Here is a 14,524-nt window from a genome sequence, read left to right as displayed (position 1 = left end):
TGGGGGGCTGTAAATGAAGAAACACAGTAAGCTGGCCAAAAATTCGATGCTCTTGCTTGGAATCTCTATCCTTCTGGGAACGGCGGCACTCAGCGGATGCAGCAGCAATTCGGGCAATACAGGCAACGCGGGTACAGCAACCGGGTCATCCAATTCAGGTGCAGGGATTGATCACAGTCAGCCCCTGACCATTACCGTGTTCGACAATGCGGCGAATTACCAAGGAGAGCAGACCGGGTGGTACGGAAAGCTGATTAAGGATAAATTCAATATCACATTAAATATTCTGTCTCCGCAGGTTGCCGGTGATCAGTTATACAAGACGAGGTCGGCATCGGGAGATCTGGGAGACCTCCTGATTATCGACAACAGTCAGCTGGAGGAATTAATTCCTGCAGGACTTATTATGGATATCACGGATAAGATCAAGAATACCGAGTACCTCTCCAAATATGTTGACAATCACTTCAAGCCCTTCAATGCTGCATTCGAAGCTACAAATCCTGAAGGCAAAATTTATGCGCTGCCGACTTTTGTATCGGACACTTCCCCGACAACCTTCTCGGAAGAAATCCCTTACTCCAGTCCGATTATGCCTTGGGATTATTACAAGGGGATCGGCGCTCCCAAGCTGAACAATCTTACTGATCTGATGAACGCACTGAAGCAGATGCAGGCGAAATATCCCAAGACGCCGGACGGCAAACCAATCGTCCCAATTACGCTGTGGAAGGATTGGGACAACGGAAGCATGGAGAATGTTCGTTGGTTAAGCAACTGGTACGGCTATGAGCAGCCTACCGGAACCTCGACAATTCAAATGAATGCAAAAGGCGATATCGTTCCGCTCATTGACGACAACAGCATGTACAAGAAAATCCTCAAGTTCTATTATGACGCCAATAAGATGGGGCTGGTTGACCCCGACTCGCCATCCCAGGATTGGAATAAAGTCTCTGAGAAGCTTACGAACAAACAGGTTCTGCTCTTATGGTATTCATGGCAAAGGGGCTTCTACAATACCATTGAAAGAGGGAATAAAGGCGACGGCAATGTTGCCATTCCGATTGCCGATACCCATATTATCCAGAACAGTGATGCCTACTTCGGCAACGGCAGAGTATTTGCTGTTGGCTCGAAAGCAAAGAATCCTGACAGAATCATTGAATTTATGGATTGGCTGGCCTCACCTGAAGGTCTGCGCTACTACACCAATGGATTTGAAGGCTTCAATTACGAGAAAACGGCAGACGGCAAGTTCAAGCTGACTGAAGTAGGGCAAACCGCTTTCCAGGAGAATACTCCTGTTCCTGAGCAATACGGAGGCGGAGGATATCAGGACGGTCAGAGCAAGCTCAACACTATGATTATGAGCGATTTCGTCGTCGATCCGGAAACGAAAGAATTCTACAACAGCACTTACTGGAGCTCAACCATTGAGGCGAACAAGACCGTTCTGACTACGGAATGGCAGAAGGCTTATAATGCAACCACTCCTACAGAGTACTATCAGAAGAATAATATGATAGATATTGTGCCGAACATCAATACAAGTCTCGGCTCGGATTCGTCAGACATCAAGAATAAACGAAGCCAGATCTCGGACTATGTTAAGAATACCTCCTGGAAAATGATCTTTGCCAAGGATCAAGCCGAATTCGATCAGCTCTGGACCAAGCTGAAGACCGATGTCGTCGGTCTCGGCTGGAATGATGTCCTTGCCACGGATACGGAAAGAGCACAAAAAATCATTAAAATGCGTGCCGATGCGGTCGCGAATAAATAAGATAAAGGGACGTTCTCAGGCAGTCATGATATCGCTGCCGGGAACGTCCCTTTTTTGTCGTATATGGCTGCAAGCAGCGGGTATCCGCGAGCGATCAGCTAAAATATGAGCTTGGAGAACTGGTACAAGCCGTTCTTCCAGACCGGCCAATCATGATCACCGTGTTCTTCTACCCAGATATGCGGCACGGAATGCTGTGATAAATAGGCATGCGTCCGGTCACTGACATACTTGAGATTGTCCAGATCACCGCAGGATAGCCAGAGCAGGCTGAGCTGCTCTGCGGCCTTCTGCGGTTCCGGCACCAGCAGCTCGGGCAGCTTCGTATTGGGAGCCGGGGAGAACGCCCCGACCCAGGCGAACCGGTCCAGATTGTTCAGACCGATATTCAGGGACTGCCCTCCGCCCATGGATAATCCGGCAATGGCGCGGTGCAGCCGGTCCGTCAGGACCGAATAGTTCGCTTCGATATAAGGGATAAGATCATGGAGCAAATCCGATTCGAAGGTCTCGAAGGCCTGCTGCTTATCGGGAGCAAAAATATCTCCTTCCGCCCGGTCATTTGGCATCGCCCGGCCGTTCGGAAGAACAACGATCATAGGCTTCAGCATATGATCAGCATACAGGTTGTCCAGGATGATCTGGGGCTTGCCGTGATTGTACCATTCCTCCTCATCTCCGCCGATCCCGTGCAGCAGATACAAGACGCTGTATTCCTTACTGGCGGAATAGCCTGGCGGCGTATATACCATTGCCTTACGGGTGTTGCCTACCGTTACAGAGGGATATTCTATTGTACGGATCTCCCCCCGCTCAATGCCTTCCCGCTCCGTGTCATATCCGGCCGTTTGTATTGTATAATTCGGATTGCTCTCGTTCATTGAAGTTCATTCCTCTCTTAGCTATGAATGGATTGCCGCTTGAAATGCTGCTCGACCAGAAATTGCATCAGCTCACCCGGAGGCTCCTTCACAAATTCTGCCTTGTCCGCAAATACCATGCCGTAAGGCGCTTCCGGCGTACACGGCTGCCAGAGAGGCAGCTCCTCACCAGTGGAATCCTTGCCATTCGGATCGCCTGTGCCAATGAAATAGGCAAGATAATTGCACATCTGGCGGGCAAGATCATAATGCTTGCCCACAAAAGGCCGCCAGCATTTGGCCAGCGTCTCGAAGTGAAACCACAGATCTACCGAATGGAAGGTTCCCGGATGATCCCAGCCCGGAATTTCGGCATCAAAAGTGTAATAATACATCGGGACACCGCTGCCGGAATCGCTATTGGCCTTGACGGCAACACGGACCGCATATTCAACATTGCTCACGGAAGCCTTCTCCAGCATTTCCTCCAGGCTTCCTGAATCGGCAGCGCATAGCTTAAGGTACTCTTCCGCTTCCCCGCCGAACATTTCCACAGCCAAGGCTCTGAATTCGTCCACGCTGCCGGTGACAGGAACTCCGAAAAATTCGGAGGAGGTATTTCCCAGCATGACCGGTACCTTATGGTGCTGCCCCTTCAGAAAAAGGTTGTACGGGTTGCCCGGACAATAGTGATCATCTATAGCCGTCCCCCAGAATTTGCCGTACTCCAGCATTTTATCGCGGATATAGACTGCACCCAGCTTCCGGGCCTCTTCAAGGGTCGATACTCCCATAAATTCAAAAAAATCTGCTCCCTGCTCTTCAGCCTCACTAAGTGTATGGTCCATCGGAGGCATCGGGTTGTTCGGGTACAGCGGAGTAAAGACCCCGCTCATAATCACAGCCCGCTGAAACAGCCCTTCATTCTGCGGCGAGGTCAGTTGGCTCAGGACACTCCCGCCGCCGGCCGATTGTCCCCCGATGGTGATTCGGTCAGGATCTCCGCCAAAAGCAGCGATATTGCGTTTCACCCACTGCGTTCCCGCCTGCTGATCCAGATGCCCGAAATTTGCGGGAGCCCCGGGAGACTCGGCAGTAATCTCGGGATGGCACAAAAAACCAAACGCATTCAGGCGGTAATTAACGGTCACTACGACAATCCCCCGGCGGGCAATACGTTCACCGTCAAATTCCATTTCGGACGTATAGCCGACCTGAAGTCCTCCGCCAAAATACCATACAAAGACGGGAAGCTTCTCATCGGTTCTGACGGCCGGTGTCCAGACATTCAGGTACAGGCAGTCCTCATCCATCGGAAGATCGGGATCAACCGCCCATTCACGGGAATACACATTATTCTCATCTATGACGATCGGAGCCTGCATCGAAATGGGGGCAAATTCAAACGCTTTCAATTTACCTTCCCAGTTATGCGCAGGCTGGGGAGCACGCCAGCGGTTCTCCCCCACAGGCGGGGCCGCAAACGGAATTCCCTTGAAGCTGGTAATGCGCGGATCAGCCGCAGGCAGTCCTTGAACCATACCATTCTCCACACGTACTTCTCTTAACATAGCTTTGCTCCTTTCAGGATATAAGCGCTTACCTCTTTGTTTATTCGATAAACAAAGTCCAAAATCCTCTTTATTTTTTCAGTTCACAGCCAAAAAATAACCGTAGAAGATACTTCTGCCCACACGCCAAAAGGACCGGTTGCCCTGTACGGAGAGCAGACGGTCCTCTTTATACGCAGGCTCCAGGAAAGGGAGTACACGCTCTGCTCAAACGCCGAGCACCGCTTACCCTTTTACCCCGCCTACCATCATGCCTTTGACAAAATATTTTTGCAGGAACGGATAGACCATAATGATCGGCACCGAGGCCACAATCGTCATCGTGGCACGTACAGACATTGGCGTAACCATATTCTGCTGTCCTCCGCTCGCCCCCTGAATCATGCCGTCCAGGCTGGTTGTGCCGGTGGTCGTATTGGAGTTCTGCAGGATTTTTTGCAGCTCATATTGCAGGGTGCTTAAACTGATGTCCGAAGAATTATAGAGAAATACGTCGAACCATGAGTTCCATTGGTACACCCCGGAGAACAAAGCCACCGTAGCAAGTACAGGCAATGTTAGCGGCAGGATAATGCTGAAGAAGGTTCTGAAATCCCCCGCCCCGTCAATCTTTCCCGATTCAATGATGCTCTCCGGAAGATTTTCAATAAAGGAACGAATAATGATCAGGTTGAATACGCCAATCATTCCCGGAAGAATGTATACCCAGAAGCTGCCCACCAGCCCCATATCCCTCATCAGCAAATAGTTGGGAATCAGGCCGCCGTTAAAGTACATCGTCATGATAAAGGCAATCGTGATAAATTTGCGCAGCACGTAGTCCTGTCTGCTAAGCGTATAGGCCAGCATGGCCGAGCAGAAGACGGTGACTACCGTCCCGATGGCGGTCCGCAGAACTGAAATGAATGTCGCATGAAAAATCGTCGCTTCCCTGAAAATGTAGTTGTAATTCGCGAGCGTCCACTCTCTCGGAAGCAGATATATCCCGCCTTTTATCGAATCTTGTGCGTTATTAAGAGAAACCGCAAGTACATTCACAAACGGATAGAGTGTAATCACCATCAGAACGATCATGAAGATGTAATTGCAAATGACAAACAAGCGGTCGCCGGTGGAAGAGCTTATTTTATACTTGCTATTGAATTTTTTCTTTTTGGCCGCTACGGTTTCCATGCCTGCTCCTCCTTTTCTAGTACAGCCTGGCTTCGCCCATGCGTTTCGCGGCATTGTTCGCAAAGAACAACAGGATGAAGCTGACCACAGTCTTGAACATGCCCGCTGCTATGGAAAGAGAGAAATTGCTCTGGGCAATCCCGTATTTCAACACGAAGATATCAATGTTCTCGGAATAGTCCACATTCATGCCGTTGCCGAGCAAGTACTGGGGCTCAAATCCCGATTCCAGCAGATATCCGATATTCATAATCAGCAGTACAATCACAACAGATTTAATGCCAGGCAGCGTCACATAGATCATCTTCTTGAAGCGGTTCGCGCCGTCGATCTCTGCAGCTTCATACTGCGTGGGGTCAATGGTTGTCATGGCTGCCAAATACACAATCGTATTCCAGCCGATATCCTTCCAGACGGAGCTGGCTCCGAATATCGTCCAGAAGTATTCAGGAATGCCCAAGAACAATATTTCATTGCCGCGATCAATAAATCCCAGCCCCACCAGCAGCTGATTGATCGTTCCATCCGGTGACAAGGTCGTTTGAATAATGCTTGCTGCGACTACCCAGGAGATAAAGTGCGGCAAATAGCTGACGGTTTGTACCACACGTTTGAAGGCGATATTTCGAATTTCATTGAGCAGCAAAGCGAGTGTAATCGCTGTAACAAAACCAAAAATCAGATTGATTGAGCTCATAGCCAGCGTATTGCGAAGCACCCGGAGAAACCGGTCATCCCCGAACAAAAATTTGAAATGCTCAAACCCGATCCAGGTCTGCTCCATAAATTTCCTGGCTGGCTTATAATCCTGAAATGCAATGCTCCAGCCCCATAACGGCAAATATTTAAATACAATCAGCCATATTAAAAAAGGGACGGACATCATAGCCAACGCTCGCTGCTGTACCAGCTTTCTGAAGAATCGTTTGATCCGATTCGGATCTTTATTCACCGTTGACTGGGATATGGTCAAAACGGTATTTTCTTCCATATGCATTCTCTCCTTCCAACCCAGGCGGGTAAAGCGAAAATCAGGAAAAGGCCAGCCTCCAGCCGGGTACAGCCTGGCCTTTCCCGTGATCTCTATTTACTGGTTCGCCAGTTCAACCTTGGCCTTCACTTGTTCCGTGGTCCATTTCTCATAACCGGCGGTATCCAGCTTGCTGAATTCCTTGATATATTGGTCCCAGATCGAATCGAACTTATCCGGGGTTGCCAGGACCAGCTTCGGAAAATACTTCTTGGTAATTTCATCCTTGCTGGCTTCCCAGAGCTGTTCCGGCGAGTTCTGCTCCTTGGTAAAACCCCAGGCCGGGAAGTATGGACGGGGAACAGGTTCAGCATACAACTGGCTGTAGGTTTTCACCCCATATTTATCCAGAATGGCTTTGTCCTTCTCCGTCAGCGTCATTTGGAAGACCTCAGGCTGGCTGGCGACGTTGCGGGCATTCCCGTTAGCCAGTGTGGAGGTGGCGTTGTACATCGGCCAGTTCCAGCTATAATACTTGAAGCCGTATTTCTCTCTGAACGGTTCATCAATCTTGTCGATCTGCTCCTGGGTACGATAGTAGCGTCCCTGTTCATTCACTTCATAGGTTTCGCCTTTGATTCCCCATGAGAGCAGCGTCTGATTCTCTTCCGTCAGCATATTGTCGAAGTATTGGATAATCCGAACCGGGTCCTTGGCGCTGACCGTGATTCCGATCCCGCGGTTGGTAACCAGTCCGCCCGGAGGGTCGAGATAAGCATCCGGGGTATTTTCATCAAAGGTAATCGGCAGCGGGAAGTACTTATATCCGTCCAGTGAAGGATCTTTTCTTGCCGCATCCTTCAGCACATTAAGTGCATTATCAACCTGCCAACGGTAATCAAAGAACCCGAGTACCTTGTGGGAGGTTAATTTGGCAATATACTGGTCATAGTTGTCAACAAAGGACGCTTTGTCGAACAGACCGTTTGCATTAAGATCATTGAGCACCTTCAGCCACTTCTTGGTAGCGTCCGTACCGGCATATGTCTTGGCTTCCCAGGTCTTGGTATCCACAGTAACGTTGCCGTCATTCGGGTAGCCCATAAGATGCATAGGCGGATTGGAGGTCGCAAAGAATCTCCAGTCATGCGTCAGGGAGATCAAGCCGGTCAGATTTTCATCCTTATGCTTCTCCCGGTAATTCTTAATCAGCTCGACATATTGATCCAAGGTCTTGATCTTGGGATATCCGGCTTCCTCCAGCACACGGCGCTGCACCCAGAAGGCCGCTCCCGCTTCCGGCTCCGGAATAAAATCGTTCACTTGCGCGGCAATCGGCAGGAAATAAATCTTGCCGTCCTTGGACCGCATCTGATTCAGCGATTTCCCATATACGCGCTTGATATTCGGACCGTATTGTTCAATCAAATCATCGAGTGGTATAAAAGCTCCGGCATTCAATACTTCTTCTATCGCTGCATCCGGGATCAGCACATCAGGATAATCGTTGGCGGCAATCATCGTTCCAATCTTCGTATTCAAGTCACCCACGACGAACTCCAGCTTGAAATTCACGCCGGTCTGATCCTCCAGGAGCTTGCCGATGGTTGTTTCATTGGTATTGCCATCCTTCGAGCCGGCGACCCCGTTGAAAATTTTAAAGGTTACTTTCTCCTGCTTGGTTTCCGTTCCCGCAGCCTCAGTGCCTTTAGGCTCTGTTCCCGTGTTCTCCTTGGTGTTTTTGGTTCCAGAGCAAGCGGTAACCACGGATAACGATAAAATTGCTGTAAGACAGAGAAGCCAAATCTTTTTGGTTTTGCCCATTGCATTTACTCCCCCTTTTACATTTATGGTGTGTTGCCTTTTCAGTATAAAAGCGTTTTCAATTCATCGTTACCCATGAAATTATGGTTTCTCCTTTGAAAACTATGGCTTCGACGGAATTTTCAGCTCGATCAGCGTTCCTTCACCGGGTTTGCTATGCACATGGAAGGAAATCCGGCCTCCATACAGCATTTTGGCCCTGTAAATTACATTCTGTATCCCGATTCGGTCACCGATTATCTCTTCCATATCAAGGTAAGTATACAGTTTCTCGACCTGCTCCCCGCTCATGCCAAGCCCGTTGTCCCTGACCGAAAAAACAACAAATTCCTCCTCCAGCCCGATCCGTATCTCAATCCCTCCGCCCTTTTTCAGCGGTTCAATCCCATGAATGCTGGCATTCTCCACAAAGGGAAGGAAGACCATCTTAGGGATTACGCAGGCATAGGCTTCGGGCTTCACATCTATATGGTAATTCAGCTTATCTTCAAAACGGTATTTCTGGATATCCAGAAAACACAGAATAAAGCCCAATTCCTCCTCCACGGTTACCCATTCCTTATTCCAGGTCAGTGAGCTGCGCAGAATCATTGCCATGCTTTGAATCATTTTGGCCGTCTCATTCTCATGCTTGAGCAGGCTCCGCATCCGTATCGTTTCCAGCGCATTGAACAGGAAGTGGGGATTAATCTGGCTTTGCAGCGCATTCAGCTGCGCCTTCCTTCGCTCCAGCTCAAGTGACTTTTTCTGGATTGCTGTAATATACACATCGTTAATCAAGGTCTTGATCTGCATAATCATACTGTTAAACTCCAGTGTCAGTTGACCGATCTCGTCGCGGGTCTCCCCATGCATGATCATCTGAAAATTTTGTGCTTTGACTTTTTTCATATGCTTCAGGATTTGGATAATCCGTACGTTAATGGATCGGGTAATAATCAGTATGATTACTGTGGGGATAACCATCATCATGCAGGCGGACCACAGGATGAAATGGCGGGACTTCAGCACCTCCTTGATGATCTCATTCTCATTGATGGTACCCACGATCCTCCAGCCATGAAGATACCCAATGCTGCCGTATTCTTTTTCAAATTGAATGACCTTATCCGATTTCAGGGAGCTATACAGCTGTTTGGTATTTGCCTGCCAGTCGATTGTACGGTTAGTTGTATATTCAATCCGATCCCCGGGACCCAGCAGGTACATATCCCCCTGCACATTCAGATTCGCGAAAATTTCAATGATATTAATAGTTTTAAAATCAATCTTCACCAGCTTCTCTCTAACCATACGGTCTGCAAAGTAATCCATTCTCCGAAGCAGTGAAAAAGACTGGAACCTGCCTTCCGTGTCTTCTATACGAACGAATACAGGCTGCGAGGACGCATCCTTCAAAAGCTTATACCAGGCTTCTTCACGGACCTCACCCGATAAAATTCCGATATTTCCCGAATTCAGCAGTGTGGGATTGTCTACATAGATGGTTTTGTTCTGCAGCGATGAGGAGAAAGGGGAGTAATTATTCAAGATGGATCTTAAATACATATCATAGGCTTCCACATAGTCTTCCGTCTGAGCGAAATCCTTGTTGAGCACTTCATTGGTTTTGTAATCCGCATAGAAAAAGGAGGACAGCCCTACAGCCTGATCAACCATTAACCGGAACTCATTCTTGATTTGCTCCACAGCACGGTCAATATCCTTGATTCTTTGTTCCCTCACATTCCCGGTGATAATATTGTAAAAAATGGCATTGGTCAAAATAATAGGCGCAAAGACACCGATGAAATACACCAGAAACATTTTGTTCCTGAGCCTTATGTTATTTAACAGATTCATAGAATCTCTCCTCGCGTTAACGGTTGCTGATGCGGCCTCTATATTCTGTGGGAGTCATCCTTTCGAGCTTTTCAAATTGGGTTACGAAATAATCAGCATTTTTGAAGCCTACCTGCTCCGCAATTTCATAGATCCGCAAGTCGGTCACTCTCAGCAGCTTCTTGGCTTCAGTAATGCGCAGCTTCAGCAAATAGTCGTTGAAATACATCCCGTAATTTTTTCTGAACACTTGCCCCAGATAAGCGGAATTCATATAGAACTGATTAGCAATACTCTTCAGATTGAGATTTTCGTGAAAATTTTTATCCACATAGGACTTGATTTTATAAATTCCGCCGCCTCCATAGCTTTGATATAACCTTTGAATCAAATCAGCGGACTCCCGTGCAAAGGTTTCGAACAACGTCCGAAGCTCCCCCCATGTGATGTTATGATCCTGCCAGTTCATAATAGGGATAAGACTCGCCAACCGCTTCTCATTGCCTTCCAGGCTTCGGATCGTATTCAGCACATTGTGGACACATTGAATGGTGACTGCTTTTATGGCTTCCTGTGAGACAACCTTCTCTTGAAACTCCGCAAACAGCCGGTCGATAGCCGATATTAGCCCATACTCGTTGTTCTCTTCAATCGCCTCGATAATTGTCCGGTACACCTCGTCACTGATATGGACGTATTTGAGATCCATGCCGGCAATATCCGAATATAACAATATGGACTGGGTGTGTCTGAGATATTTATATTGCACAGTCTCCTTGGCACTGGTATAAGAATGCTTCAATAACCTTAAGGAGTTTACCGCCAGGCCAGCATAGGCCTGAATGTTTAATGAAAAGCGCTTATCGAGCTGGCGCAGACAATCTACTATAAAGCTGCGGATATCTCCATCATGCTCCTTTAAATAGAGATCAGGCACGATAAAGCCGAATGCCCGGCGGTGCTCGTACACAATCGAAGTCTCAGCACAAAGCAGCTGAATGGCTTGCTGAATCCCTTCTTTCAAGTCTGCCTTGACAGGCATGGGCCGGTCTCCCCAGGGGAACACATTATTGACTTCCAGCAGCACATAAGTAAACGCCTTGGCCCCCGCCCATTGCTTTTCCCATACTTCAAGAAGGCCGTTCTTGGGTTCACCACGGATGAGGGCTTCGACCAGCTTCTCTCCCTCATGAATACTGAGCCGGTCCTTTAGCTGCTTCTGCGCAGAAAACTTGTCACGAAATTTATGAAGCGCTTTCAAAATCTCATTCTCATTAATCGGCTTAAGCACATAATCGAGTACGCCATACCGAACCGCCTGCTGCGCGTAACGAAAATCATTGTAGCCGCTGATGATGATAAATCCAGTGTCAAGCTGCTCCTCCGTCACGGCCTGAATCAGCCCGATTCCGTCCAGACTCGGCATGCGGATATCAGTGATGACCAGATGCGGCCTCTTCTTGCGGATTAAGTCCAGCGCGTCTTCTCCATTGTCCGCCTCATCTACAACCTGAAAGCCGCTGCTCTCCCAATCAATCATTTCAATTAATCCCTTACGGACAAACAATTCATCATCGACAATAATGATTCCGTACATCATGATTCACTCCCTTTCATCTTAACAAAGGAAACCCCCGGCCTATGTGAACGGTCAAGGGTTCCAACTGCTATTTCTATGATTGAAGATTCGATTACGCTAATCTGCGGTTTAACCTACGGTCACTTCTATGAATACCTTTTTCAGCTCCTGGTTCAGATCCTTATCCTCTGTCAAATCCAGAACCGGAACACCATCAATATCAAAATGCACGCGGCGCAAACCGGAGCTTCTCGGTCCGTCAATTCCCGGTCTTGCGTGGTAGGCGTTCCAAATGATCCCATCCTCGTCCGTCACATAGGAGTTGTGGCCCGGCCCATATTCCCCCGGCACACTTCTGGAGGTCAGCAGCGGATAATTCCCTTTGGTCCAACTGCTGATATCCAGCAAATCCGCGCCCTTCTCGGCTGTCAAAAGACCCACGACATAGGTTGCATCCACCGCCGCGCTGGCAAAGGTCAAGAATAATTTGTCACCCGAATAGAGGGCGAACGGCCCTTCATCCACAAAGGTGTGATTATTGGCCCAGCCATAATCGGGCTTGGTCAGCAGCACCGGATCACTCGTCAGTCTCCACGGCTCTTGCGGGTCGATTGTCGCGATATAAATCCAGGCTCCAAGATCGACAGGCAGGAACTCGCGCTCCGACCATGCGGCGTAATGCTCTCCGTTCCATTGAATGATGGTCATATCGAGAGAAATGGTCTTGCCTGCTTCACACAGATACGTACCGTCTTTCTTCACTACACGCATGGGCATCGACCAATCGGCGGCACATACCGGATTTCCGCCTTCCCTCAGCTTCATGACATGCGACTCTTCACACAGAAATTCACCCGGTGTTGCTGCATGAAAAATATACAGCTCCTCCTCAATGATATGAAATTCCGGCGCCCACAATAGCCCGCCAATCTGCTCATAAGTATTCGAATCCAGGATCAATACTTCCTCGGCATTTACCAGTCCGGGGATCGTATCGGCTTCCCGCATATATAACGTGTGATTCTGGTCTGCATCGTTGGTGGCAATGAAATAATACTTCTCTTTCCATTTCGCAATACAAGGGTCCGCCCGGTGCAGCGCCATCGGAAACGGGTAATGCTCCTGATGGACTTCACCGGAAATTCTGTAGGTTCCCGCCTTGTTCCAATTGATCTCGTCCGTATTCCAATTCACCCTTTTCACGGATTGGGTGCCGTCGCTGTACAGAGCCGTAGCCCGGATGGCTGTCAAATCCTCTTCCGATGCCGCTGCCACGCGGTCCGGGACTTCAATCGCAATGTTAGTCGGAACTGTAAGCTTACAATAGAGCCTGTGGAATATTTCCTTCTGTACCTGGATGAAGTTACGCGGCAGTATCCCTTCAATATCAGCAAGCACTGTATCCAGGGCAGGAGGCTGGGCCGATTCCGGTGCCGAGATATCCTTCAAGCTCATAATATCGGTAATAAAATTCTGATAACCGTTCCCCAGCTCATCGTTCCAGCGGATCAGGTAGCTTTTCCGGTCAGCATCATACTCACAGGAGACATCGCTTACAAAGGTATCTGCCTTAAGATCCAGCAGTCCAATTTCGTTGTATTGCAGCAAATTGGCGGAAGAGAACAGCAGCACCTTTCCCTTGCTCTGTGCATCGGCTTCGCCCTCTGCCTCTGTACGAACAGCGATCACTCCGAAATTCCCCTCGGCAGTGTGGAACAAGTACGGGTTCTTCAAGCTTTTGGCCCGGAGTGAACCATCCTCATTCACTGTCGCCTTGGCGAATAAAACCCCTGAATTATGGTTCAATTCCTGAAAAAAAAGCCCGTCCTTGCTGTAAGCCAAATGCATGCTGTACGCCAGCTTCGGAGCATATACCATGTCCTCCTGCGGCAGCCGGGTATAGCAAAGGATATAATTCCGCTCTTCGTTTGGTTGTGGTATCATGAAACAAATGACCCTCCTTCATATTGATGATTTCTAATAACCAGAAACTCATAAATCAATGATAGAATCCAGAAATCTTCCCAAATACCCTTTATTTACAGTATAAATTATAGAGAGCTACTGAATTCCAAACAATGATATTTCCTGTCCATTAGTTGATGTATCCGAAGAAAGGAGGAGCCCATGCCCACAATTCACTACGTAGAATATGATGCTGCTCATCCAAGCGATTTTGTGTACAGCATACCCGAAGGACTGGATGCCTGGCTTCTGGTGCTCACACAAACTGCGGCGTTGTTTGAAGTTAACGGAGACTTGAAGGAGTATCCCGCACACTCTGTTGTTCTCTATCCGCCTAAGCACAACATTTATTACCGCGCTTGTTCCAATAAATACGTTAACGATTGGGTCCGGTTCGATGCGGACGAATCCTATATTACAGAAAATGCTTTGCCTTTTGGTGTTCCATTCTCGCTGCCGGACCCCGGCTATTGCCATCAGTTGTTTCAATTGTTGACCCTGGAGAATACTTTTCAGAATGACTATCGGGAGCTTTCCATCGACTACCTGTTCAGAATCATCTTTAACAAGCTGTGCGAAGCGTCCCAAGACAAGCTGATTCCGCAATATTACAATCTTCTGGACTTGCGCAAGACTCTGTACAATAACCCGGGTCATCCTTGGACTGTTTCATCCATGGCCGAGTATCTGCACATAAGCGCAGGTTATCTGCAGACCATATATAAATCAACCTTCGGTATTTCCTGCATGGAGGATGTCATTCATTGCCGGATTCGGCTGGCCAAAGAAAAGCTTGGCTTTGGCCCGTACAAAATTGCCGAAATCGCTGCGCTCTGCGGCTATGCGAATGTGGAGCATTTCTGCCGGCAGTTTCGGCAGCTTACCGGCTGTTCCCCCCGGGCCTACCGTGACAAGCTTGCCTCCAAAGAACCGAGAACTCCGGCAGATTAATAACTTGAGAGCGCCTCTTCAGGT

At 48.5% G+C, this 14,524-nt stretch carries 10 protein-coding genes; 2 read left to right on the top strand and 8 right to left on the bottom strand.

Annotated features, from left to right (window positions below; all coding sequences use genetic code 11):
• Positions 1-13 precede the first annotated feature (13 nt).
• Entirely contained in the window at positions 14-1,786 is a 1,773-nt protein-coding gene (locus tag AC0LWN_RS17480) for a type 2 periplasmic-binding domain-containing protein (protein WP_474667441.1), read from the top strand.
• Between the two features lie 98 nt (positions 1,787-1,884).
• Here AC0LWN_RS17480 and AC0LWN_RS17475 read toward each other — a convergent pair whose 3' ends face one another.
• The 8 genes from AC0LWN_RS17475 to AC0LWN_RS17440 all read right to left on the bottom strand — a co-directional run bounded on the left by AC0LWN_RS17475 (position 1,885) and on the right by AC0LWN_RS17440 (position 13,528).
• Positions 1,885-2,667 (bottom strand): alpha/beta hydrolase, encoded by a 783-nt coding sequence (locus AC0LWN_RS17475; RefSeq protein ID WP_474667439.1) that lies wholly within the window; start codon positions 2,665-2,667, stop codon positions 1,885-1,887.
• Between the two features lie 17 nt (positions 2,668-2,684).
• Positions 2,685-4,217, bottom strand: a complete 1,533-nt coding sequence (locus AC0LWN_RS17470) for a carboxylesterase/lipase family protein (protein ID WP_474667437.1) — start codon at positions 4,215-4,217, stop codon at positions 2,685-2,687.
• A 225-nt stretch (positions 4,218-4,442) separates the two neighbouring features.
• A complete protein-coding gene (locus AC0LWN_RS17465; protein ID WP_474667435.1) occupies positions 4,443-5,390 on the bottom strand; it encodes a carbohydrate ABC transporter permease in 948 nt (315 codons plus the stop codon).
• A 16-nt stretch (positions 5,391-5,406) separates the two neighbouring features.
• On the bottom strand, positions 5,407-6,381 hold the full coding sequence (locus tag AC0LWN_RS17460) for an ABC transporter permease (protein ID WP_474667433.1): 975 nt from the start codon (positions 6,379-6,381) through the stop codon (positions 5,407-5,409).
• A 96-nt stretch (positions 6,382-6,477) separates the two neighbouring features.
• A complete protein-coding gene (locus AC0LWN_RS17455) occupies positions 6,478-8,184 on the bottom strand; it encodes a type 2 periplasmic-binding domain-containing protein (protein WP_474667431.1) in 1,707 nt (568 codons plus the stop codon).
• Between the two features lie 102 nt (positions 8,185-8,286).
• The gene (locus AC0LWN_RS17450) at positions 8,287-10,026 is read right to left on the bottom strand and encodes a sensor histidine kinase (protein WP_474667429.1); all 1,740 of its coding nucleotides are present in this window, start codon (positions 10,024-10,026) and stop codon (positions 8,287-8,289) included.
• A gap of 16 nt (positions 10,027-10,042) precedes the next feature.
• Positions 10,043-11,605 carry a response regulator transcription factor gene (locus tag AC0LWN_RS17445; RefSeq protein ID WP_474667427.1) on the bottom strand — a complete coding sequence of 521 codons (1,563 nt, stop codon included), beginning with the start codon at positions 11,603-11,605 and terminating at the stop codon, positions 10,043-10,045.
• Positions 11,606-11,713: 108 nt separating this feature from the next.
• The gene (locus AC0LWN_RS17440) at positions 11,714-13,528 is read right to left on the bottom strand and encodes a family 43 glycosylhydrolase (protein ID WP_474667425.1); all 1,815 of its coding nucleotides are present in this window, start codon (positions 13,526-13,528) and stop codon (positions 11,714-11,716) included.
• Between the two features lie 183 nt (positions 13,529-13,711).
• On the opposite strand from AC0LWN_RS17440, the gene AC0LWN_RS17435 reads away from it, so the two are divergent.
• Complete coding sequence (locus AC0LWN_RS17435) at positions 13,712-14,500, top strand: helix-turn-helix transcriptional regulator (protein ID WP_474667423.1); 789 nt, start codon at positions 13,712-13,714, stop codon at positions 14,498-14,500.
• Positions 14,501-14,524 lie beyond the last annotated feature (24 nt).

This window comes from Paenibacillus sp. sgz302115 (assembly GCF_056120445.1).
This window is presented reverse-complemented; position numbering and strand designations above follow the sequence as displayed.

Bases quoted from the DNA above. Each gene is read 5' to 3' on its own strand.
- AC0LWN_RS17470 (WP_474667437.1), bottom strand. From the start codon at position 4,217: ATGTTAAGAGAAGTACGTGTGGAGAATGGTATGGTTCAAGGACTGCCT.
- AC0LWN_RS17475 (WP_474667439.1), bottom strand. From the start codon at position 2,667: ATGAACGAGAGCAATCCGAATTATACAATACAAACGGCCGGATATGAC.
- AC0LWN_RS17465 (WP_474667435.1), bottom strand. From the start codon at position 5,390: ATGGAAACCGTAGCGGCCAAAAAGAAAAAATTCAATAGCAAGTATAAA.
- AC0LWN_RS17460 (WP_474667433.1), bottom strand. From the start codon at position 6,381: ATGGAAGAAAATACCGTTTTGACCATATCCCAGTCAACGGTGAATAAA.
- AC0LWN_RS17440 (WP_474667425.1), bottom strand. From the start codon at position 13,528: ATGATACCACAACCAAACGAAGAGCGGAATTATATCCTTTGCTATACC.
- AC0LWN_RS17435 (WP_474667423.1), top strand. From the start codon at position 13,712: ATGCCCACAATTCACTACGTAGAATATGATGCTGCTCATCCAAGCGAT.
- AC0LWN_RS17455 (WP_474667431.1), bottom strand. From the start codon at position 8,184: ATGGGCAAAACCAAAAAGATTTGGCTTCTCTGTCTTACAGCAATTTTA.
- AC0LWN_RS17450 (WP_474667429.1), bottom strand. From the start codon at position 10,026: ATGAATCTGTTAAATAACATAAGGCTCAGGAACAAAATGTTTCTGGTG.
- AC0LWN_RS17445 (WP_474667427.1), bottom strand. From the start codon at position 11,605: ATGATGTACGGAATCATTATTGTCGATGATGAATTGTTTGTCCGTAAG.
- AC0LWN_RS17480 (WP_474667441.1), top strand. From the start codon at position 14: ATGAAGAAACACAGTAAGCTGGCCAAAAATTCGATGCTCTTGCTTGGA.